Raw genomic sequence first — 21,482 nt, 5'->3', positions numbered from 1 at the left:
GCCTGACCGTGCCGGGCGGTCGGCATCATGGGCCCCCTGCCACCGCAGGGGGCCCATCCCTTTGCACGGGGGACCCGGCGGCGTTCGGGACGCTGCCCGCGGGAACGGCTCCTCACGGTCGGCGCGGGGGACGGCTTCGGCCGGACGTCCATGTGTACAGCAGGACCGCACCGGCGACCGTGGCCGCCGCGCCGGCCGCACGGACGCCGCCGCGGGAGCGCCAGGACAGCACGGAGCCGGCCGAGCGGGCGGACAACACCGAGCCGGCGCTGAGCCATGAGCCCACCGAGGCGACGGACATGGCGGAACCGACCGAGCCCACCGACAGGAAGCCGCCGACCGAGGCGACCGAGAGGCAGCTGCCCACGGAGCCGACGGAGAGGAACGAGCCGACCGAGCCGACCGACAGCACCGAGCCGCTCGACCACAGGGAACGCGGAGAACCCCCGGCGCCCTCGCACTTCGTGACAGGTCTCCTCATGCTCCGAGCATAGGGCCGGACCGCTCAGGCCGGCGGCCAGTCGCGGTAGGCGATGCGTGCGAGGTCGCGGACCTCGCCGACGGCGCCCCATTCGTCGCGGCCCAGCCGGGACAGCGGCCGCAGCCGCCGGATGTCGGGATGGCCGTCGACGATCACGTCCTCCCGTACGGCCGCGTGCACGACCTCGCCCAGGACCAGCGTGGAGCCGCCGATGCGCAAGGTCGAGTGCAGCCTGCACTCCAGGGCCACGGGCGAGGCGGCCACCCGCGGCGGTGCCACCCGCAGCGAGGGCTCCCGCTCGATGCCGACCGCGTCGAACTCGCCCTCGTGTGCGGGGAAGTCGACTCCGGTGGCGTTGATCTGCTCGAAGAGCTCCTCGGGCGCGAGGTTGACCACGAACTCGCCGGTGGCCTCGACGTTGCGCAGCGTGTCCTTGCGCCCGACGGAGGTGAACTGGACGATCGGCGGGTCGGTGCAGGCGACGGTGAAGAACGAGTGCGGGGCGAGGTTGGCGGTGAGACCGTCCGCCGTCAGGGTCGACACCCAGGCGATCGGCCGGGGTACGACGACCGCCGTGAGCAGGCGGTAGAAGGCGCTCGCGCCGAGGGCCCCGGGATCGTGGTCGATGCGCATGTCAGCCAGTTCTACCGGACGCGGGGCGCTGCGCCGGAGTCGGCCCCGGTGGGAACGGGCGCGTCCGCGGTGCCGACGGGGGCGTCGAACAGCGGGCCGGTGCCGGTCAGGTCCAGCAGGCGCGCCACCGCCGGGCTCACCGTGTGCACCGCGACCGTCTTGCCCTCTTCCAGGCCGCGCTCGCGTGCACCGAGCAGCACGTTCAGGGCGGAGCAGTCGCAGAAGGCGACGTCGTCGAGTTCGAGGTCGATCCCGCCGACCGCGGCCCCGAGAGCTCCGCGCAGAGCCCGCTCCAGCTGTCCGGCCACGTCCAGGTCGAGTTCGCCCCGGACCGCGACGACGGCGCGGTCCCCCTCGGGACGTACGCGGATCACGAGACCGGCGGCCGGCCGACGAGGGCGGGCGCCGCCGTTCGTCTCCGCTCCCGATCGGGCATCCACGCCTCCGGCGTTCACGTCATGGGCAGGTTCCGGCATGACCGCCTCCCCGGTCACTCCACTTGTCACCACCAGGGTCACCCTGCACTGGTCACACGTCAACCAATACACGAAATGAAGTTCCGGTTTTTGTATACGTGAACCCTCGGACATAGGATTGCCTCATGGAAGGGGTGCCCGAGTCACACAACGGATGGACGTTTCTCACCAATCACGCGCGCGTCCTCGCCGCCATCGCGGACGACAACAGCGCCCGCATCCGGGACATCGCCGCACACTGCCGGCTCACCGAGCGGGCCGTGCAGAAGATCATCGCGGACCTGGAGCAGGACGGCTATCTGTCCCACATCCGGGAAGGGCGCGGCAACACCTACCGGATCGAGCCCGACCGGGTGCTGCGCCACCCCGCCGAGGCGGGACTGAGCGTGGCGGCGCTGCTCTCCCTGCTGGCCCAGGACGAGGTGGCCCGCAGCCGCGGCCCCGCGACCGAGACGGGTCGCCGAAGACCGTGACCGGGCGCGCCGTTCACCCCCGGACCAGCGGCGCGACGGCGGCGAGAGACGAAGGTCACGACTACGTATCGGACATTTAAGACCTCAATCTTCACACCAGACACACAAGTTGGCTAAGTTGACGCCAGGCCGTTCGACTGCCCTTCAGGGCAGGGGGCTTGAGGCGCCCGCAACAGGGGTCGCCCGGATTCCGCCGCCCAGCGCGGCGGAGCACGGAAGGAGTACGTCTTCCATGGCGACGGATCGCAGCCCGCGCTCCCCAGGCAGCAGCGACGAGCCGAGTCGGGCGGAGATCCAGCAGCGGGTCAACTCGCTCTACGACCGGGCCGAGAGCGACACCGGCAACTACAACGCGACCCGCGCGATGTCGGGCCGCTCGCGCAGGACGGTCGGATCCGTCGCCGACAGCGGACGCCGCTCGTCCGACGCCTCGCTCGACGCGGTGGCCAGGCAGTGGTTCGACAGGGCTCGCGATCGCGTCGGGCCCACCGTCCCCGCCGTGCTGCCGGCCGACCGGCTGCCGACCCCGGCGCCCCGGTCCGCCGGCGCGCCCGAGCGCACCGGCGACAGCTCCACGGTGCGCGAGCTGGAGGCCGCCGTCCGACGGGTGCCCGAGCTCACCGGACGCGCCGTGGCCGCGCTGCCCGCGGTGCCCGAGCCCCGTCAGGGCGAGCCCAAGGCGCTGGCGCCGGCCCCTGCCGCCCTCCCCGCCCTTCCGGCCGGACCCGCCGCCTCCGCCCCGGCCGCCGCCGCGCCCGCGGACCGGCAGGCCTCGCTCAAGAACACCAAGGAGCGCAACGGGCGCAAGCTCATGACGGCCCGGGACATCCTGGCCCGCGCCGTCGCCCGCCCCACACCGGCCCTGCCCGCTCCCGCTCCCGCCCCGGCCCCGGCCCCGGTAACAGCAGCCGCCCCCACGGCCGTCCTGCCGGTGGTCGACGCACAGCCGGTCCAGGCGCAGCCGGTCCAGGCGCAGCCGGTCCAGCAGCCCTGGGACACCGCGGAACAGCAGGCGTTCCGGGCGGAGATCACGGCCGCCTGGGCGGGGCGGCCGACCGCCGCCGGCGCGTCCGCACCCGCCGGCGCGGACGCGCTCCTCACCGCCACGGGCCAACTCGGCATCGTCACACCGGCGTCGGGCTTCGCCGCTCCAGCGGCCGACTTCGGCGCACCGGCGCCGGGCTTCGCCACGCCGGCGCCGGGCTTCGCGACGCCCGAGGCCGCTCTCGTCGTGCCCGCCCCCGCCGCGGCCCCCGATCAGCTCGTGTCGGATCCGGGCGCCATCCCGCCTCCGTCCGGCTATCCCGTGCCGGAACTCGGCCTGCGGGCACGGGAGTCCGGCATCCTCACGCCCGACGCCGGGACCGGCGGCCTCACCGTCTCCACCGGCTACCCGGTTCCCGAACCGGCTCCCGGCGCGGCCCCGTCCGGCTACCCGATGCCCGAATTCGGCCTCCCCGCAGCGGACTCGGGCATCCAGTCGCCCGGCGCCGACGCGTTCACCGCCGCTCCGGGACACCCGCTCTCCGGCCCCGGCCTCGCCGTACCGCCGCTCGGCTACCCGGCGCCCGAACTCCCTCTCACGGCAGCGGAGTCCGGCTTCTCCGTGCCCGCCGGGGCTTCCGCCCCGGGTCACCCCGGCGCCGAACTCGGCGTCACGGTCCCCGCGTGGGACGTGGTGACGGTCGGCTCCGGGTACCCGGCCACCGCCGGTCTCACGGCCCCCGCCGCCCCGCTTGCGGCCGCCGTCCCGCCGGTCGCGGCCCCGGCCGGCATGACGTCGCGCACCACCGGCACGGCGTACCTGCGGAAGGCGGACAAGGCGCTCGCCTTCGCCCGCGCCCAGGTGGGCAGGCCGTGCGTGTGGGGAGCGACGGGGCCCGAGTCCTACGACTGCTCCAGCCTCACCCAGGCCGCCTGGCGGGCCGCCGGGGTGACCCTGCCGCGGACCGCCATCGACCAGGCGAAGGCCTTCACCCGGATCAGCCTGGCCGACCTGCGCCCGGGCGACCTCGTCTTCTTCTTCGACGACCTCAGCCACACGGGACTGTGCACCGGTGACGGCATGATGATCCACGCGCCGGGTCCGGGGGCGTCCATCCGCGAGGAGGCGATCCTCCCGTTCGGGGAGGGCGCGCTGCGCGGCGCCGTCCGGCCCGCCTGAGGGGGCGGCCTCCTCAGCGCATCGCGGAGTCGGCCCGCGCCTGAGCCCTTCTGGCGTTGTTGTACGCGCGCAGGAGGAGTTTGGAGACGGCGCAGGGCGACCCGTCGACGTGACACTGACGGCAGGTGCGCGCATGCTCCTCGTAGGCGGCGCGGGACTCCTGCAGGGCGTCCTCGGGAGTGGGCATGGGGGTCCTCCGAACGGAACGACGGTTGCCGGGGCGTGGCTACTCACCGGTAGGTTCCACGTCGAGAGGATTGGATCATGTTACTTACGGTAGTGAAAAACGCATGAGCGGAACCGCACGTCACGACAGGGGGACCGACTTGACGGACGACGACGGACGGCGCGCGGCGCGGGTGTTCGACGCGCTGGGGCCCGCGTACGAGACGGCCTTCGCCCACTCGGAGGCGCACCGCAGGTCCCTGGAGTGGCTGCTCGGGCGGCTCACGCCCGGCAGCCGCGTACTGGACGTCGGAAGCGGGACCGGGCGGCCGACCGCCGAGACCCTCGCCCGGGCCGGCCACGAGGTGCTGGGCGTCGACGTCTCCCCCGTCATGGTGGAGCTGGCCGCCCGGCAGGTGCCCGAGGCGGAGTTCCGCTGCGTGGACGCACGCGAACTCCCCCTGGTGGAGGGCTCGTTCGACGCCATCTGCGTCTACTTCTCGCTGCTGCAGCTGGACCGCGCCCAGCAGAGCGACCTGGTCGGCCGGCTGGCGCGGGGGCTGCGGCCCGGCGGAAGCCTGGTGCTGGCGACCGTGCCGCTCGACGTCGAGGGGGTCGACGCCGTCTTCATGGGGCAGCCCGTGCGGGTGACCAGTTTCGCCGGCGAGGCGCTCGCCGACCTGGTCGCCCGGGCGGGCCTGACCGTGCTGGCCGAGGAGAACGTGCTGTTCACCCCCGACCATCCCGAGGCCGTGCCCGAGCCGCACCTCTTCCTCCACTGCGGCAGGCAGTAGGCGGCAGGCGGCAGGCCGGTAGCGGTGGACGACAGGCCGGTGGGCCGGTAGCCGTTCGGCGGCGGGCCCCGAGTGCGGGGCTCTCAGCTTTTCGTGGCGCGGGCGGCGAGCGCCACGACCAGCGCCGCCGAGCCCGTGCCCAGCAGGGCGCCGGCCACCACGTCACCCGGATAGTGCACGCCGGTGTGGACCCGTGAATAGCCCACCGCGCAGGCCAGCAGACCCAGCGGGACGGCGGTGACCGGCAGGGTCGGGCCCACGGCGGCCGCGAACGCCACGGCCGAGGCGGTGTGCCCGGACGGGAACGACGCCGAGTGCGGCATCGGCACATGCCGCCCCGGGAACGGCGAGTCCTCGGCGCGGTGCGGACGCGGGCGGCGCACCAGCTTCTTGCCGAGCAGGTTGGCGGACGCCGAGGCCACGCCGATGGCGGCGACGCCGAGCACGGCGGCCCTGCGCGGGCGGCCCCGGCGCAGGGACAGCGCGGCGGCGACGGCGAAGGACAGCTTGGAGTGGTCGGCGGCGGCCGACAGCCGGCGCAGCGCGGTGTCCAGGGTCGGCGTCCTGGTCACGGTGACCGCCGCGTACAGGGCCTGGTCCAGGGTGACGAGGTCACTGACCAGACTCCGGGCGGAAAGCTTGGGGCGGCGGTCAGACATCGTAGGCCTCCTTGACGGTACGGGGGTCGGGACGGCCGAGTGCGAGGCGGAAGACCCGCCGCCAGTCGACCGTGGGGGGAGCGTAGGCGGCGCCGGGACGGTGCCGGGGCACCCTGACCCGCAGCGCGGCGGGCCGTACCGTGCAGACGACGGGGGCGGCCAGTTCGAGAGCCTCGCCGTCGACGGCCACCGCGATGCGCTCCCGGTCGGCCTCGACGACGACGCGCCGGGACGTCACCGAGGTGATGCTGCCGGCGCGCTCGCCGAACAGCGCGATTTCGGCGGCCTGCGCGGCTCCCTCGACGCGGACGCCGATCACTCCGAGCAGGCCGGCGTCCAGCCGGGGGCGGCGGCCGCCGCCCAGCGGATCGGCGCGGGCATAGGCGTTGTTGCTGACCAGCAGGGCCTGCGGAGCGTGTATCTCGGAGTCGTCCGTGCGGACGTGCAGGACCGGGGCGGCGTCGCCCTGGAGCAGGTCGGGCAGATGGTCGAGGGCGGTCGCGGCCTTGGCCTCGCGATAGTCGGGGCTCTGGACTATCTCCGCGTACGCCCCGAAGGAGACGGTGTTGACGAAGGCGCGTCCGCTGACGTCGCCCAGGTCCACGCGCAGCTCGACGCCGTTGGTGAGGGCGTCCAGGCTGCGCACCGGATCGGTCCGGTCGAGGCCGAGGTCCATCGCGAAGTGGTTGCGGGTTCCGGCGGCGACGACCAGGAAGGGCACGTCGTGCTCGGCGGCCACGGCCGCGACCAGGGCCTGGGTGCCGTCACCGCCCGCCACGCCGAGCAGGTCCGCGCCCGCGGCGACGGCCCGGCGGGCCTCCTCCGCCGGGTCGGTGTAGGTGTCGTCGGCCCCGAGCACGACCACCCGGGCGCCGAGCGCCTCGGCGCGTTCGACGAGTTGGTGCTTGACCACCTTGCCGCCGCCCGAGCGCACGTTCATGATCAGCACCGGCCGGCGCGGCGGCGGGGTCCGGCGGCCGTGCGTGCCCTTGGGACGGCGCACGCTTCGTAGCGAGGCGCGGGCCGCGGCCAGGGCGCCCGCCCACAGCGCGAGCGCGCCCACCGCCACCGGCCACAGACCGGACAGCGCGTACATCACCATGACGCCCACGGGCGCGGTCACGGCCAGCAGACCGCCGAGCAGCCGGGCTCCGCCCCGGTGCGCCAGCATCCACCACACGCCGGCCCCGGCCACGGCGAGCAGCGCGAACCCGGCGAGCAGGATCAGCCAGCCGCCTGCTCCCGCGCCCGCCAGCACCACCGCCGCGCAGCCGGCGACCAGCACCAGCGCGAGCCGGGCCCAGCCGCGCGCGCGGGCGACGGCGCCGAGCTGCGCCGGGCCGACGTGCGGCAGCGCCCATTTCGTCCTACGTGTCTCGTTCACCGTGCGCCCGCCATGCTCCGTGGCTCCCTGTTGTGCGTCGACAGCGCCAACGATCTCGATCAATTGTCCATGGCACGGCGTCCTGCTGTGACCGCGCTGCCGCCGTCGAGGGCGCCGCTGCGGGTCGGGTTCCCCGGAAGGGACACACGCAAGGGCCCGTCGGCAGTCCGACGGGCCCCGTGGTCGTGCGGGTGGAGGTCAGGCGCGCCGGGTGCTGCGGCGCAGGACGACGAAGCCGCCGATCACCAGCAGGGCTCCGAGTGCCCCGGGCCACAGGTTGGCGCCGGTCTCGGCGAGGCCGCCCTGCACCGCCTGGGGCTCGGTCCCGCCGACGGCCGCGCCGGAGCCGGTGTCGGCCGGAGGCTCCGACCGACCGGAGGAGGGAGTGGGCGCGGCGGCGGACTCCGGAGCGGTCGCGGGGGCGCCGATCTCGCCGCCCGAGGCGGCGGCGGGGGCTGACGCGGCGGCGGGGGCCGACGCGGGCGCCGGGACGGCCGCCTTGGGCGAGGGCTTCGAGTAGACGCGCGGCTCGGTGGTCGCGCTCGCGGGCGCACGGGGGGACTCGGGAGCCTGGGACTGCTGCGCGCCTCCTTGAGAACCGTTGTCCCCGCTGCCGTTACCGTTACCGCTGCCGGAATCGTTGGTGCCGCCGCTGCCGGAGCCGTTGCCTGCGGAACCGGCGGTGCCGGCACTGCCGTTGTCGCCGGTGTTTCCGGAACCGTTTCCGGCGCCGTTGCCGTTGCCGGTGTTTCCGGAACCGTTTCCGGCGCCGTTGCCGTTGCCGGTGTTTCCGGAACCGTTTCCGGCGCCGTTGCCGTTGCCGGTGTTTCCGGAACCGTTTGCGTCACCGTTTCCGGCGCCGGTGTTGCCGGTGTTTCCGGAACTGTTGTCACCGCCGTTGCCGGCTCCGTCGCCCGGCTTCGTGCCCGCGCCACAGGTACGGCCCTGGTTGATGCAGTCGACCATCTCCCGCATCAGGTTGTCGTCGAAGACGTTGATGAAGTCGCCGTGGTCCGTCACCGGCTTGTGCAACTGCTCGGGGAAGGAGTCCACCGCGAACAGCGGAGTCGTCCTGCCGCCGTCCTGGAGGCTCGGCGCGTCGACGTCGTACACGATCCGCTGGACCAGCTGCGGCACGGCCTTGAAGCCGTTCGGGCAGGAGCCGTCGGCGCCCGCGAAGGCCACGTGGGTGCGGTGGTTGGCGCTGTCGATGTTGGCGCCGTCCCAGCAGCTCTGGAAGCGGAAGGTGCGCACCACGTCGCTCCCGGCCGGGCAGAGCGGGTACTTGTCCTTGAGCTGGCGGTCCTCGAACCCGGTGCAGCTCCACGAGGCGTTGGCGTTGGCCGTGCCGTTGACGAAGGCCTTGGCGTCGCCGGTGATGATGCGCAGCAGCCGGGGCATGGCGGTGACCTGGGAGCGCGGGTTGCCGACGAAGGTCAGCGTGACGTCCTTGGCGGTGACGATCTTGCCCGCGTTGCCCTCGACGCCGCCGCCGGGGCTGCCCGCGTCCCGTTCCTGATCGCCGTTCTGCAGGCGCAGGACGGGCCAGTAGTAGGTGGACTTGTCGCCCTGGTCCACACAGCTCGTCTCGGCCTTCGCCAGATCGCCGTCGGAGGCGAAGGCGTTGTTGGACTGGTTGCCGATGTAGTCGTGGAAGTGGTGGGCCCCGTTGGAGACGCCCGGCGCGACGATCACGTTGTCCGAGTTGAACAGCCCGTTGGCGTTGACGCCGCAACTGCTGGTGAAGGTGCCGCGGGAGGGGCCGGACGCGGGGTCCGGGCTCTGCTGCGAGGGCTGGACCGACTTGATGTCCGCGTAGTCCGCGGCCACCGGCCCGTTCCCGGCCTGCCCGCCGTTGCCCTGCTGACCGTCGTTGCCCTGCTGCCCGCCGCCCTGCTGACCCTCGCCGTTCTGACCGTCGGCGCCGTTCTGGTTCTCGTCGCCGTTGCCGTCGGCGCCTCCGTCGGCCTGGTCGTCGGAGGCGCGCAGGGTGCAGGCGGCGAGGGACTCGAGGCCCTCCGGACGGTCGCCGACCCGGTCGATGGCCACCGCGATGCGCTCGATGGTCGCGCCGCGCTTCTCCTTCAGCGGGTTCATGACCGCGTTGTCCGCGAAACTTGCGTCCTGGCGCACGGCCTGGGCCGAGTCCTGCAGTTGGCGGTAGGCCGCGGCGATCTGCTCGTCGAGCCGGGCCAGTTCGCGGTCGACCTCGGCGGAGGCTCCGTCCGGCACGCTGGTCAGCTTGCTGCCGACGTCCGGACAGTCGACGGTGACGGCGCTGTTGCCGGCCCGCCGGGTCGAGTTGCCGTCGGAGCCGTCCTCGGTGGCCGAGGCGTACACGTTCGCCGCCATCAGGCCGCCGCCGCCGAGCATCAGCGCCGCCGCCAGGAAGGTCGCGCGTCGTCCGCCCGTGGGGCGTCTGCGCCTGTTCTGTACCAAGGAGTGCTCCTACGCGTCGTGGGCGGCCATGGACAGGAAATCCCCTGCCCCCATACGCGGCGGGACACGGAAGTGTTCAACCGCACCACGAATTCATAGCAACCTCTCAGGCAAGCCCGGTGGCCCGCCCCTTCGTAGCTGACCCAGGGTCATCCCGTCGGCGGGTGGAAGGAGAGCGACAGCACCCGCCTCCTTCGACCGGCGCACTCGTGCAGCAGGCCCATGACGAGCGCCGCGGCCACCGCGATCAGATGCTCACGGCCGGCGAGGTTCGGCGCGGCGATCGACTCGAGCACCATCGAGCCGCCGGTGAGCGTGAACACGATGGGCGCGCGGCGCACGACCGAGAGATAGGTGAACAGTCCGACGACGGCCGCGGACGGACCGGTGTCCAGCACCTGGCCGGCCTCGGGCGGCAGGCCGAGACCCCACCAGCCGGGCCCCATCGCCAGCATCACGCGAACCGAGAGGGTGCCCGCCAGGGTGGACGCGTAGGCGACGAGCAGGGTCCGGCGGCGGCCGAGGGCGAGCTCGGCGAGGGCGAAGGCGAGGAAGAGCTGGGTGATGCCGGCCCACACCGGCAGATCGAGCGCGGGGACGTAGAGGGAGACCGGGGTGCGCAGCAGCGTCAGCCAGAGGGGCAGGTCGCCCTGGACTCCGCCGACGGCGCGCACGGCCGTCGCGCCCGCGGGGTGCTGGGCCAGGGCGTGGAAGAAGATCACGCCGAGACATGCCACGACGGCCAGCAGCAGCGCGCCCGGGCCGCGCCGGCGCAGCTGCCGCAGCGGGTCGACCACGATGCCGTACCACTCGCCTCGCAGGGTCCGGCCGACGAACCGGACGGCTCGGGAGAGCGCACCGCCGAGCGGCGCGCCCCGGCCGCCGCCGCGGGACTGCTCCACGGCGCGCTCGACTCCGGCGCGGTCCTCGCGGACCCGGCCGTCGCGGACCCGGCCGTCGCGGGCACGGTCTTCGCGGACACGGTCTTCGCGGACACGGCTTTCTCCGGCGCGGTCGCGAGGCCGTTCCACTTCGGGACGCAGGATGCTCAAGGTCTCCCCCACACACTCGTCGCGCGATGTTTCGTGCGAGTCACGCTCTGGAGGACGCAAAGACGCCCCGGGAGGCTTACTGCCCCGCTGGCCGTCTCCCTCACATTCCGCAACGGAGCGGCCCGGGCACGACCGGTGAGCTGCTGACTCCCGGTCACGCCGACGTAACGCAAGTGGGCTACTGTCACGTCCGTGGAACGCACTGACCAGCGGAACATGACCCCTGCCAGGTTACGTCGCCAGGTGGGCCCGACCGGCCCGGGCGCCCTCGCCTCCCTCCTCCCGTGCGACCACCGCGTGACCCGCCGGTCGCCCGCGGACGCCAGGACCGCCGCCGAACCCGGTTACCGCCCGGGCGCCGGTCCCCACGCCGAGGCGGGGCCGGTGCTGCTCGCCGACGGCCTTCTCACCGAGCGACTCTCGCTCGCCGTGCCGCAGGACACCAGGGTCGTCGTGGCGGACTACGAGATTCCGCCGGGCGGCTCGCTGCCCTGGCACTACCACGAGGGACGGGTCGTGGCCGTGGTGACGGCCGGCGTGCTGACAAGGACCCTGTCGGACGGCTCCGAGTGCGTGACGCCCGCCGGCGGGTGCATCGTCGAGCCGGTCGGGCCCCGCGGCGTCCACATGGCGGAGAACCGGGAGCCGGATCCGCTGCGCATCTGCGCCCTCTTCTTCCTTCCGCGGGACGCCGCGCTGTCTACGCGCGCAGAACCTCCGGACGCCGTCGCCCACGGCTGAGCTGTACGGTCGCCGTCGCGGCCGGAGCGGACGGGTCGTCGCCTGACGGGACGTCGCCGGACCGGTCGTCGGCGGACCGGTCGGCGCCGGACCGGTCGGCGGCGGACCGGTCGGCGGCGGGTCGCGGTGAGAGCCGGACGGCGTCGCCCGGTCAGGTCTGCGGGCGTCGGCCCGGCTCCTGGGAGGGGAACGTCTGCTCGGCGCCCGGCAGCGCCGGCCTGGGCAGGGTCGCGACCTCCTCCTGCGCCTCGAGCAGCTGCTGGGCCGTGTCGTCGGGCAGCGCCGGCGCGAGCGGCTGGGCCGAATCGAAGCGGAAGGCCGAGGTGAGGTCGCCGAAGGCGCCGCGGCGCCAGGCGCTGATGTTGGGCTCCTCGACCCCGGTGAGCCGTTCGAGGAACCGCAGGGCTGAAGTGTGGTCGAAGGCCTCGGTGGCGACCCAGCCGCCCACGGTCCACGGCGAGACGATGATCGCCGGCACCCGGAAGCCTCCCCCGATCGGCAGCCCCCCGACGAACTCGCCGGGGGCACCGGCCGGCGGGGTCGGCGGCGGCACGTGGTCGAACAGCCCGTCGTTCTCGTCGTAGTTCAGGATGAACGCGGTCTTGGCCCAGACGGCCGGGTCGGCCGCGACGGCCTCGATCTTGGAGGCGACGAAGGCCGCGCCGGCCGCCGGCAGGAAGTCGGGGTGCTCCGACTGGTGCCCGGGCGGGATGATCCAGGACACCGTGGGCAGCCGGTCGTTGCGGGCGTCGTCCTCGAAGGCGCCCTCGGGCTGCGGCCGTACGCCCCGCTCGTACAGGTCGGAGCCCGGCAGCGCCTCCTGGAACGCGGCGAACTGCTCCAGCAGGTTGCAGCCGTAGTCGTCCTCCTGCTGGTACACCTTCCAGCTCACCCCGGCCGCCTGGAGCCGTTCCGCGTACGTCGTCCAACTGAACGGCGTCGGAGCGGAGTTGCGGATGACGGGACCGCCCTCCTGTCCGTCCGGGTCGATGCTGCCGGTCATCCACATCAGGCGGTTGGGCCAGGTCGGGCCGAGGACCGAGCAGAAGTAGTGGTCGCAGACGGTGAAGGTCTCGGCGAGGGCGAACTGGAACGGGATGTCCTCGCGCGTGTAGTACCCCATGACGTACGGGCCGTCGGCGCCGTCGGACGCGCGGTGGGCCGGCAGCCAGCGGTCCATCCGGCCGCCGTTCCATGCCTCGTGCTGCACCGACCAGGCGTGGCTGGTGGACGGGATGGCCTGGGCGCTGGAGGTGCGGGTGTCCAGGTGGAAGGGGAGGAGGTAGCCCCTGGGATTCTCGGGGTCGGGCTGGTGGAAGACGGAACGCCCGGTGTCGAGGGTGAGCGCTTCGGGGTCGGCGAAGCCGCGCACTCCGGACAGGGTGCCGAAGTAGTGGTCGAACGAGCGGTTCTCCTGCATCAGCAGGACGACGTGTTCGACGTCGGCGAGCGACCCGCGGCTGGGCCGTCCGGCCGCGACGGCCTTCTGGACGCTCGGCGGGAGGAGGGAGACGGCCGCGGCGCCCAGCGCGGCCGCGGTCGAGCCCAGGAGTCTTCGGCGGGTCAGTTCGGCCATGCGTCGTACCTCTTGCTGCGCGGAGGAATCGATGGGAGGGCCGGCCCGTTCCCGCACGGGGCGGTCACCGCTCGCTCTCCGCCCGGGCCGGGGACGCGGAGAGCGCGCGACCGGCGCCGCACGGGCCTGCGGGGGCGGCGACCGGCCGTGGGAGCGGGTTCGGCGCGGGTCCGTCAGAGCCGGTGCGGCGCGCGGGCGTTCACGTCCACAGCTCCGCGCTGTCGCACACCCGGGCGCCCATGTTGCGTTCCATCATCTCCAGCGCGGCGTCCGCGAGATCGGCGTGGATGTGGGCGACGGCGTCGCGGGGGACGGTCACCTCGAAGTGCCGGATGTGGGCGTCGAGGGCCGAGTACAGGACGCACTGCTCGGTGACCTGCCCGCACAGGACGAGGTGGTGGACGCCCTCCTGGTCGAGCAGGTAGGACAGCGGCGTCTCGAAGAAGACCGAATGGCGTGCCTTGACGACGAACAGCGACGCCTCGTCGGGGCGCAGCGGCTCGACGAGGTCGGCGTGCGGGCCTGCCAGGGCCGTGTCGAGGAGTTCGCCGTGGTGGGAGCGCCACTGGCCGAAGTTGTCGTTGACGTAGACGACGGGGACGCCGACGCGGCGGGCCCGGTCGAGGAGACCGGCGGCCACCGGGACCACCCTGCGGGCCGACGGCAGGAGCTGGTCGGCGTCGGGATGGTCGTAGGTGTTGATCATGTCGATGACGATCAGCGCGGTCTTGCTCATGCCGCTATGGGTTCCCGGTCGGACGCGAATATGACAGCACGTCACTCGTCCGCGCCAGCGAGCGGCCGGGGTCTCGTCCCGGAACCCCGGCCGCCGTGCCCGGTGGGGCCGTCAGGGCCTCACCTCTCCTCGCGGAAGGAGACGTGCCGGCCGGCGACGGGGTCGTACTTGCGCAGGACCAGTCGGTCGGCGTCGTTGCGGCGGTTCTTCCGCGTCACATAGGCGACGCCGGTTCCGGCGGTCGACCTGAGGGTGACGACGGGGCGGGCTGTGCTGCGGGCCATGGGGGCCTCCTTTCACCGGCTCGCACCCTTGAGCGGTGCATGCCAGTCACGCGGTTCAACACAGGAGGCGTCCGGCGCATTCCCTGGTTTCCGGGCCCGCAGGACGGCCGGGCGGGGGATCTGGGTGGCGCCGGCCATGACCCCCTCGGTTACAGTGCTCCGCCGGTATCGCGCCGGCGCCGAGAGGAGACTCAGCGGTGCGCCGTGAGGTGGGGAACGTGGGGAATGCGCGGAACGTGCGGAACGTGGGGAAAGGGCTGGCGCTGGCAGCCGTGTTGACGGAGCTTCTGACGGGATGTGCGGCCCCGCAGGGCGACGCGGACACGGCGGCGCGCACGGCAGGGGCGTCGGCCGGTGCATCTGCGGGGGCGACGGCGAAGGCGGCCGCGCGCGGAGGGTCCGTGGGGGCCTCCGGGTCCGCCTGTGAGCTGCCGGTCACCTTCGACGTCGCGGAGTTCTGGAAGGCGAAGGCGGTCGACGCCGAGGAGGCGTCCACGGCGACCGGCGACCTGGCCGGTCTCGCCGACGCGCTGCTGCGCCAAGGACCCGTCACCATGGCCTGCGAGATCGACGCCAAGCCCGCGGGGAAGATCGGGTTCCTGCGCGTGTGGACCGGTGAGCCGGGCGACGCCGACGCGCGCACCGTGCTCAAGGGCTTCGTCACCGCCGAGAAGGGGGCGAGCAAGGCCGTGTACCGCACGTTCAGCTCGGGCGACGTCACGGGCGCCGAAGTCGAGTACGTCACCACGAGCGAGCTCCTGGAGGAGACCAAGACGGAGCACGCGCTGGCCGTCACCACGCCCAGGGGTCCCGTGGTGCTGCACCTCGGCGGGATGGACACCCAGGAGCACGAGGCCATGCTCCCGGCGTACGAGCTCGCCAAGAGCACCCTGCACGTCAACGCCGCCTGACGGGTGCGGACGCCGGGCGGCTCCCTGCGGGCCGCCCGGCCCGCGCCGGACCCCGGTCAGCCGTCGAGCAGCGCGCGCATCCTGGCGGCGGCGCGTACGGCGGCGTCCCCGCAGCAGTTGTTGAACAGCACATGCACCTGCTCGGTCCGCCGGGCGAGCTCGCGCACCCTCGGTGTCCACTCCGCGAGTTCGGCGTCGGTGTACTCGTGCCGGAAGCGGTCCTCCTTGCTGCCGGTGCCCCAGGCCAGGCTGCGTCCGTGCAGCCGGACGACGGACAGCCGCCCGCAGGTGACGGGTGTGACGGGCGGTATCGCCGACGCCAGGGACTGCTCCATGTCGACGGCGACGGCGGCGAACCCGCAGGACCGCAGCAGGCCGGCGGTGATCTGCCGCTGCTCGGCGTCCCGCCACCACTGCGGGTGCCGGAACTCCACGCAGACCGGCCAGCCCGCGGTGCGCTCGGCGCACTGCGCGAGGAACTCGCGGGCGCGCACGCCGGGGCGAAACCACGGCGGGAACTGGAAGAGGACGGCGCCCAGGCGGCCCGTCTCCCGCAACGGCTCGATGCCCTCGGCGAACCTGCGCCACACCTCGTCCAGCGCCTTCGGGCCGCGCACGTCGTCGGGCAGCCCGGGCGGCAGCACGGCGGACCGGGTGGGGTGGCCGGTCAGCAGGGAGAAGGCCTTCACGTCGAACACGAAGTCCTGAGGGGTCCGCTGTGTCCACAGCTCGCTCGTGCGCTCCGCGGGCAGCGCGTAATAGGTCGCGTCGACCTCCACGACCGGGAAGCGTGCGGCGTAGTGGCGCAACCTGCCCTCCGCGTCGCGCCGGCCGGTGGGATACCAGCCGCTGGAGACCAGCGCCCGGTCCGTCCACGAGCATGCGCCCACCAGAATGTCACCCATGGCGGGGCGGATACCCCGCCCGGAGCGGTTCTCCCGGCCGTCCCGGGGATGCACATCCGGCCGGGTGTGGCGCATTCTTGCTGTGTGGCCCGCGCGCGGCACGGACGAGGTAGGGCCGATGACTGGGAGCGCCGGGGACGAGCGGAAGCCGTCCGGACCGCCTCCCGCGCTGCTGACCGGGGCCGTGGCGGAGGCGCTGCGGGCGGCGGACGGCAGCGCCGGGGGCGTGTACCTGTGCTCCGGCACGCCCGGTCTGCTGCGGCTGGCCGTCCTGACGGGGCTGCCGGGGCCCCTGTTCCGCCCCTGGTGGCGGGTGAACGTCGACAGGCCCTTCCCCGTGGCGGAGGTGCACCGGACGGGCGTCCCGGTGGTGCTGGCGAACGCCACGGAGGTGATGCGCCGCTATCCGCAGTTCGCCGCGGGCCTGCCCTTCCAGTTCGGCTCCGTGTACGTGCCCGTCACGGCGGGCGGCCGCTCCTTCGGGGTGCTGACCGTCCTCGGCAGGGCCGTCGCCGACGCGACGGAGGCGCTGGCCGACCGGGAGCGGCTGACGGCCGTGGCCGACGGCCTGGGAGCGGCCCTGCTGCGGCTGGGAGCGGAGGGCCGGGAGGTCACCTGGGACGACGAACCGCTGTGCGTGCGCCCGCCGGCCGCGGGGCCCGCCCCCGGGCGCGTCGGACGGTTCTGCTGGGACCCGGCGACCGGCGTCGTCACCGTGGACGAGCACGCGCGCTCCCTGCTCGGTCTGCCCGGGGGCGAGTTCGCGGGCACGCTGGACGCACTGGTCGGGGCCGTCGACGCGACGGACGCCCTGCGGCTGCCCGGCCTGTTCCACCGGACGGCCCGGGGACGTCCGCCGCCGCTGCCGGTCCGGCTGCGCACCGCCGAGGGCGGTCTGCGGCTGCTGGAGCTCTGGCAGGCGACGGACGCGGAGCGCCCGGCCGTCGCCCCCGGCGCCTCCCCCGCCGCGCCGCGTCCCGTCGCCGGCGTCCTCCTCGACCCCGGCCCGGGGGCCCTCGCGGACGGCGCCGCCGACCTGCTTCCGGAGGGGGTGTTCTGCCTGGACCGGATGGGGTTCGTCGTCTACGCCAATCCCCGGGCCGGGCAGCTGCTGGGCGTGCCGTCCGACCTGATGGTGGGCCGGTCGCTGTGGGATTCGGTGCCGTGGCTGAACCAGCCCACCTGCGAGGAGCATCTGCGGGGCGTCCTGCTGGCGCCGGAGCCGGCGCACTTCCATGTGCGCCGCCCCGCCGCCTCCGACCGGCCCTCGGACGGGCGTCCCTATGAGGGGGACTGGCTGCGCGTCTCGCTGTACCCCGGCGCCGACCTCGTCACCTGTACCGCGGTGCCGGCGAACCGGGTGCCGGAGGACGCGGCTCCCGAACCCGCGGACACCGACGCCCCCGCGCCCGACGTCGCCGCGTCGACCGCCCCCTTCTACCGGCCCATCGTGCTGGCCATCGCGCTGACGGAGGCGGTCACCGCCCGGCAGGTGTCGGCGGTGGTGATGCAGGAGCTGCTGCCCGCGTTCGGGGGCCGCATGCTGGCCATCTACCTGCTCCAGGAGCGGCATCTGTACCTGGCGTGGGAGTCCGGCTTCCCCCGGGGCTTCCTCGCGCCCTTCGAGGGGGTGGGCCTGGAGGCCAGGCTGCCGGGGGTGGAGACGCTCACCACGGGCCGGCCGCTCTTCTTCGACTCGATGCAGCAGCTGGCGGCCGCCTATCCCGGCATCGACCTCGACGCGGAGGAGGGCGCCCGGGCCTTCCTCCCGCTGATCGCCTCCGGCCGGCCGGTCGGCTCGTGCATTCTCGGCTTCGACCGCTCGCGCAGCTTCGGCTCGGAGGAGCGCACGGTGCTCACCGCGCTCGCCGGACTGATCGCCCACGCGATGGAGAAGGCCCAGCGCTACGACACCGAGGCCGCCCTCGCCCGGGGGCTCCAGCAGGCGCTGCTCCCCCGGCGGCTGTCGCAGCACCCGCGCGTGGAGACCGCGGGCCGCTACCTGCCGGGCACCGAGGGCATGGACGTGGGCGGCGACTGGTACGACGTCGTCGAGGCCGGGGACGGCCTCGCCCTGGTCATCGGCGACGTGCAGGGACACGGAGTGCAGGCGGCGGCCACCATGGGCCAGCTGCGCAGCGCGGTGCGGGCGTTCGCGCTGTCCGACCGGCCCCCGCAGGAGGTCATGGGCGGCACGAACCGTCTGCTCATCGACCTCGACCCGGGCCAGTTCGCCAGCTGCTGCTACGTCCGGCTGGACCCGGCCACGGGCCTGGCCCGGGCCGCCCGCGCCGGGCACCTGCCGCCGCTGCTGCGCCACCCCGACGGCCGAACGGACGTCGTGGAGCTGCCCGGCGGAGTGGTCCTCGGCGTGGACCCACGAGCCCATTACCCGGTCACGGAGCTGCGGTTGGAGCCGGGCGCGATCCTCGCCCTGTACACGGACGGGCTGGTCGAGCGGCCCGGTCACGACATCGACGAGGGCATCACGGCGCTGCGCAGGGCCCTGGCCGAGGCCGGCGGGCCGGCGAAGGATTCCCCGGTCCGGGACGACGGCCCCGCACAGGCTTCGGCGGCCGGAGCCGACGCGGCCGCCGCCGGGACCGACGGCGCGCCCGGCCGGTCCCTCGGGGCCGTCGCCGACGGGCTCACCGCGCTGGCCCGGCAGAGCGCCGACCGGCCCGACGACATCGCCCTGCTCCTGGCCACCCGGCGCGACGGCTCAAAAGATCACCCGGGGCGAGGGTGAGGGGCCGGTCCTGTGACCCTGTGTGACGCCTCTCGCCTCATCCGTCCGGGCAGTGTAGACATGGCACATGGTCCGACTCCTGGGGCGCTCGGATGCCCGGCCGGCCCGTCGTCCCCGGGACCCGGGGGCCCGGCGTACGCCCGAGTCCACGCTCGGCGGGCGAAGTCTCGCCGCGCAGGTGTTCGTCCTGCAGGTGGTCATCGTGCTGCTGCTGGTGGTGGCCGCCGTGGTGGCGCTGCTGCTCCAGGTGCGGCACGACACCACCCAGGAGGCCCGCAACCGGTCCGTCGCCGTCGCCCAGACGTTCGCCAACTCACCGGGCATGGTCGCGGCACTGCACAGCCCGGATCCGACGGCGATCCTCCAGCCCCGCGCCGAAGCGGCCCGCAAGGCCTCGGACATGGACTTCATCGTCGTCATGAACACCGACGGCATCCGCTACACGCATCCCAAACCGGACCGGATCGGGAAGAAGTTCGTCGGGACCATCCAGCCGGCGCTGGACGGCGGAATCGTGGTCGAGGAGGTCAACGGGACGATCGGCCGGCTGGTCCAGGCCGTGGTGCCGGTGCGGGGGGCCGACGGGAAGGTCGTCGGACTGGTGTCGTCCGGCATCACCACGGCCCACGTGGGCGGCACGGCCGACCGCCAGCTGCCGCTGCTGCTGGTCAGCGCCGCCGTCGCGCTGGCCCTGGCCCTGGCGAGCACGGCCCTGGTCAGCCGGCGGCTGCTGCGCCAGACCCACGGCCTCGGGCCACGCGAGATGACCCGCATGTACGAGCATCACGACGCGGTGCTGCACGCCGTGCGCGAAGGCGTGATCATCGTCGGCGGTGAAGGCGATCTGCTGCTCGCCAACGACGAGGCGCAGCGCCTGCTCGACCTGCCCCCGGACGCCGAACGCCGGCAGGTCCTGGACCTGGGACTGGACCGGGACACCGCCGAACTGCTGGCTTCCGGGCGGATGGTCACCGACGAGGTGCACCTGGTCGGGGACCGGCTGCTGGCGATCAACCAGCGGCCCACCGATCTGGCGGGCGGGCCGGCGGGCAGCGTCGCCACCCTGCGCGACTCCACGGAACTGCGCGCCCTGTCGGGCCGGGCGGAGGCGACGCGCGAGCGCCTGGACATGCTGTACGCGGCCGGGGTGGCCATCGGCACGAGCCTGGACGTGACCCGTACCGCCGAGGAGCTGACGGAGCTGGCCGTGCCGAGGTTCGCGGACTTCGCGACCGTCGACCTCTTCGACGCGGTGCTGGAGGGCGAGGAGCCGGAGGCGCGGGGCGCGCTGCGGCGCACGGCGATGAGCGCGATCCGCAAGGGTGCGCCACTGTACGCGGTGGGCGAGCGGATCCGGTTCGTGGACAGCTCGCCCCAGGGCCGCAGTCTGCGCGAGGCCCGCGCCGTCCTGGAGGCCCGCCTCACCCACGCTCCGGGCTGGCGCGCCCAGGACCTGGAACGCACCGAGCAGGTCGTGGAGTTCGGCATCCACTCGCTGATCACCGTGCCCGTGCGGACCGGGGGCCTGACGCTGGGCGTGGTCAGTTTCTGGCGCTCGGAGCGGCCCGACCCGTTCGACCCGGACGAGGTGGTGCTCGCGGAGGAGCTGGTGGCGCGGGCCGCGATCTCCATCGACAACGCGCGCCGCTTCACCCGTGAGCACGGCATGGCCGTCACGTTGCAGCGCAGTCTGCTGCCGCGCACCCTGCCGGAGCAGAACGCCCTGGACATCGCCTACCGGTACCTGCCGGCGCAGGCGGGCGTGGGGGGCGACTGGTTCGACGTGCTGCCCCTGTCGGGGGCCCGGGTCGCGCTGGTGGTGGGCGACGTGGTGGGCCACGGGCTGCACGCGGCGGCGACCATGGGCCGGCTGCGGACCGCGGTCCACAACTTCTCCGCCCTGGACCTGGCCCCGGAGGAACTCCTCGGGCTGCTGGACGAGTTGGTGGCGCGCATCGACCAGGACGAGGCGGACGACAGCGCCGGCGCGCCGGTGACCGGGGCGACCTGTCTGTACGCCATCTACGACCCGGTCTCCCGGCGCTGCACGATCGCCCGGGCCGGCCATCCGCCGCCGGCGCTGGTCCATCCCGACGGGCGGGTGGAGTACGTCGAGGTGCCGGCCGGGCTCCCGCTCGGGCTGGGCGGGCTGCCGTTCGAGACGGTGGAGCTGGAACTGGCCGAGGGCAGCCGGCTGGTGCTGTACACCGACGGGCTGGTCGAGGACCGGGAACGGGACATCGACACGGGTCTGGAGCTGTTGCGCAGCGCCCTGGAGCGGTGCGCCGGGGGGTCGCCGGAGCAGGTCGTCCAGGGCGCTCTGGACGACCTGCTGCCGGCCCGCCCGAACGACGACATCGCGCTGATCGTCGCGCACACCCGGGCGCTGGGCGCCGACCGGGTCGCCGAGTGGGACGTGCCGGTGGACCCGGCGGCGGTGGGCGAGGTGCGGGCGGCGGTGGTCCGGCAGCTGGCGCACTGGGACCTGGAGGAACTGTCCTTCACGACGGAGCTGATCCTGAGCGAGCTGGTGACCAACGCGATCCGGTACGGCAGCGCGCCCGTGGGCGTGCGGCTGCTGCGCGACCGCACCCTGATCTGCGAGGTCTCCGACAGCAGCAGCACCTCGCCGCATCTGCGGTACGCGGCCATGACCGACGAGGGCGGCCGCGGACTGTTCCTCGTGGCGCAGCTCACCGATCGCTGGGGCACCCGTTACACGCCCAAGGGCAAGGTCATCTGGGCGGAACAGCCCCTGCCGTGAGGGCGGCCGGGCGTCGTGCCGGTCGGCCGCACCACTCATAAATGAAGGTTATGAGTCCATAGACCGGACCCGCGTACCGGGTTAGGCATGCCTCAG

General features: G+C 73.9%; 19 protein-coding genes. 7 read left to right on the top strand and 12 right to left on the bottom strand.

Going from position 1 to position 21,482, the window contains the following annotated elements; genetic code table 11:
* Positions 1-112 precede the first annotated feature (112 nt).
* The 3 genes from Sri02f_RS33670 to Sri02f_RS33660 are packed head-to-tail and all read right to left on the bottom strand — an operon-like array spanning position 113 to position 1,590.
* Positions 113-481, bottom strand: a complete 369-nt coding sequence (locus Sri02f_RS33670) for a hypothetical protein (RefSeq protein ID WP_109005117.1) — start codon at positions 479-481, stop codon at positions 113-115.
* Positions 482-505: 24 nt separating this feature from the next.
* Positions 506-1,114 carry a flavin reductase family protein gene (locus tag Sri02f_RS33665; RefSeq protein WP_109005116.1) on the bottom strand — a complete coding sequence of 203 codons (609 nt, stop codon included), beginning with the start codon at positions 1,112-1,114 and terminating at the stop codon, positions 506-508.
* A gap of 11 nt (positions 1,115-1,125) precedes the next feature.
* A complete protein-coding gene (locus tag Sri02f_RS33660) occupies positions 1,126-1,590 on the bottom strand; it encodes an STAS domain-containing protein (protein ID WP_159106821.1) in 465 nt (154 codons plus the stop codon).
* A 125-nt stretch (positions 1,591-1,715) separates the two neighbouring features.
* On the opposite strand from Sri02f_RS33660, the gene Sri02f_RS33655 reads away from it, so the two are divergent.
* Positions 1,716-2,063, top strand: a complete 348-nt coding sequence (locus Sri02f_RS33655; RefSeq protein WP_109005114.1) for a helix-turn-helix transcriptional regulator — start codon at positions 1,716-1,718, stop codon at positions 2,061-2,063.
* Between the two features lie 232 nt (positions 2,064-2,295).
* A complete protein-coding gene (locus Sri02f_RS43185; protein WP_245970924.1) occupies positions 2,296-4,227 on the top strand; it encodes a C40 family peptidase in 1,932 nt (643 codons plus the stop codon).
* Positions 4,228-4,240: 13 nt separating this feature from the next.
* Here the strand turns inward: Sri02f_RS43185 and Sri02f_RS41880 are convergent, their stop codons facing one another.
* Positions 4,241-4,414, bottom strand: a complete 174-nt coding sequence (locus Sri02f_RS41880; RefSeq protein WP_167467675.1) for a hypothetical protein — start codon at positions 4,412-4,414, stop codon at positions 4,241-4,243.
* Between the two features lie 103 nt (positions 4,415-4,517).
* Between Sri02f_RS41880 and Sri02f_RS33645 the strand changes: the two genes are divergently transcribed.
* Positions 4,518-5,186 carry a class I SAM-dependent methyltransferase gene (locus Sri02f_RS33645; protein ID WP_109005113.1) on the top strand — a complete coding sequence of 223 codons (669 nt, stop codon included), beginning with the start codon at positions 4,518-4,520 and terminating at the stop codon, positions 5,184-5,186.
* An 83-nt stretch (positions 5,187-5,269) separates the two neighbouring features.
* Here Sri02f_RS33645 and Sri02f_RS33640 read toward each other — a convergent pair whose 3' ends face one another.
* The 4 genes from Sri02f_RS33640 to Sri02f_RS33625 form a co-directional block, all read right to left on the bottom strand.
* Entirely contained in the window at positions 5,270-5,845 is a 576-nt protein-coding gene (locus Sri02f_RS33640; RefSeq protein ID WP_109005112.1) for a phosphatase PAP2 family protein, read from the bottom strand.
* A complete protein-coding gene (locus Sri02f_RS33635; RefSeq protein ID WP_373865147.1) occupies positions 5,838-7,229 on the bottom strand; it encodes a diacylglycerol/lipid kinase family protein in 1,392 nt (463 codons plus the stop codon). Before Sri02f_RS33635 ends, Sri02f_RS33640 begins: the two co-directional genes overlap by 8 nt.
* A gap of 198 nt (positions 7,230-7,427) precedes the next feature.
* Positions 7,428-9,581 carry a DUF1996 domain-containing protein gene (locus Sri02f_RS33630; protein ID WP_109005195.1) on the bottom strand — a complete coding sequence of 718 codons (2,154 nt, stop codon included), beginning with the start codon at positions 9,579-9,581 and terminating at the stop codon, positions 7,428-7,430.
* A 236-nt stretch (positions 9,582-9,817) separates the two neighbouring features.
* Positions 9,818-10,720 (bottom strand): hypothetical protein, encoded by a 903-nt coding sequence (locus Sri02f_RS33625; RefSeq protein WP_109005194.1) that lies wholly within the window; start codon positions 10,718-10,720, stop codon positions 9,818-9,820.
* Between the two features lie 192 nt (positions 10,721-10,912).
* Here Sri02f_RS33625 and Sri02f_RS33620 point away from each other — a divergent pair, with 192 nt between their 5' ends.
* The gene (locus Sri02f_RS33620; RefSeq protein ID WP_245970923.1) at positions 10,913-11,461 is read left to right on the top strand and encodes a cupin domain-containing protein; all 549 of its coding nucleotides are present in this window, start codon (positions 10,913-10,915) and stop codon (positions 11,459-11,461) included.
* A gap of 151 nt (positions 11,462-11,612) precedes the next feature.
* On the opposite strand, the gene Sri02f_RS33615 is transcribed toward Sri02f_RS33620, so the two are convergent.
* From Sri02f_RS33615 to rpmG, 3 genes are all read right to left on the bottom strand, one after another.
* Positions 11,613-13,037, bottom strand: coding sequence for an alkaline phosphatase family protein (locus Sri02f_RS33615; protein WP_109005109.1), 1,425 nt, complete (start codon positions 13,035-13,037; stop codon positions 11,613-11,615).
* A 199-nt stretch (positions 13,038-13,236) separates the two neighbouring features.
* Positions 13,237-13,773: a cysteine hydrolase family protein gene (locus Sri02f_RS33610; protein ID WP_109005108.1), complete on the bottom strand. Its 537-nt coding sequence runs from the start codon at positions 13,771-13,773 to the stop codon at positions 13,237-13,239.
* A 119-nt stretch (positions 13,774-13,892) separates the two neighbouring features.
* Positions 13,893-14,057: a 50S ribosomal protein L33 gene (gene rpmG, locus Sri02f_RS33605; RefSeq protein ID WP_069772466.1), complete on the bottom strand. Its 165-nt coding sequence runs from the start codon at positions 14,055-14,057 to the stop codon at positions 13,893-13,895.
* Positions 14,058-14,254: 197 nt separating this feature from the next.
* Between rpmG and Sri02f_RS33600 the strand changes: the two genes are divergently transcribed.
* On the top strand, positions 14,255-14,968 hold the full coding sequence (locus Sri02f_RS33600) for a lipoprotein (RefSeq protein ID WP_373865146.1): 714 nt from the start codon (positions 14,255-14,257) through the stop codon (positions 14,966-14,968).
* A gap of 56 nt (positions 14,969-15,024) precedes the next feature.
* Here the strand turns inward: Sri02f_RS33600 and Sri02f_RS33595 are convergent, their stop codons facing one another.
* Complete coding sequence (locus tag Sri02f_RS33595; protein WP_109005106.1) at positions 15,025-15,873, bottom strand: DUF72 domain-containing protein; 849 nt, start codon at positions 15,871-15,873, stop codon at positions 15,025-15,027.
* A 118-nt stretch (positions 15,874-15,991) separates the two neighbouring features.
* Here Sri02f_RS33595 and Sri02f_RS33590 point away from each other — a divergent pair, with 118 nt between their 5' ends.
* Positions 15,992-18,622: a SpoIIE family protein phosphatase gene (locus Sri02f_RS33590; RefSeq protein WP_109005105.1), complete on the top strand. Its 2,631-nt coding sequence runs from the start codon at positions 15,992-15,994 to the stop codon at positions 18,620-18,622.
* Between the two features lie 67 nt (positions 18,623-18,689).
* Complete coding sequence (locus Sri02f_RS33585; protein ID WP_174855762.1) at positions 18,690-21,386, top strand: SpoIIE family protein phosphatase; 2,697 nt, start codon at positions 18,690-18,692, stop codon at positions 21,384-21,386.
* Positions 21,387-21,482 lie beyond the last annotated feature (96 nt).

Source organism: Streptomyces rishiriensis, assembly GCF_003112535.1.
Classification (GTDB): domain Bacteria; phylum Actinomycetota; class Actinomycetes; order Streptomycetales; family Streptomycetaceae; genus Streptomyces; species Streptomyces rishiriensis.
Note: the sequence above shows the minus strand (reverse complement) of the source record. Positions and strands in the feature narration are given on the sequence as shown.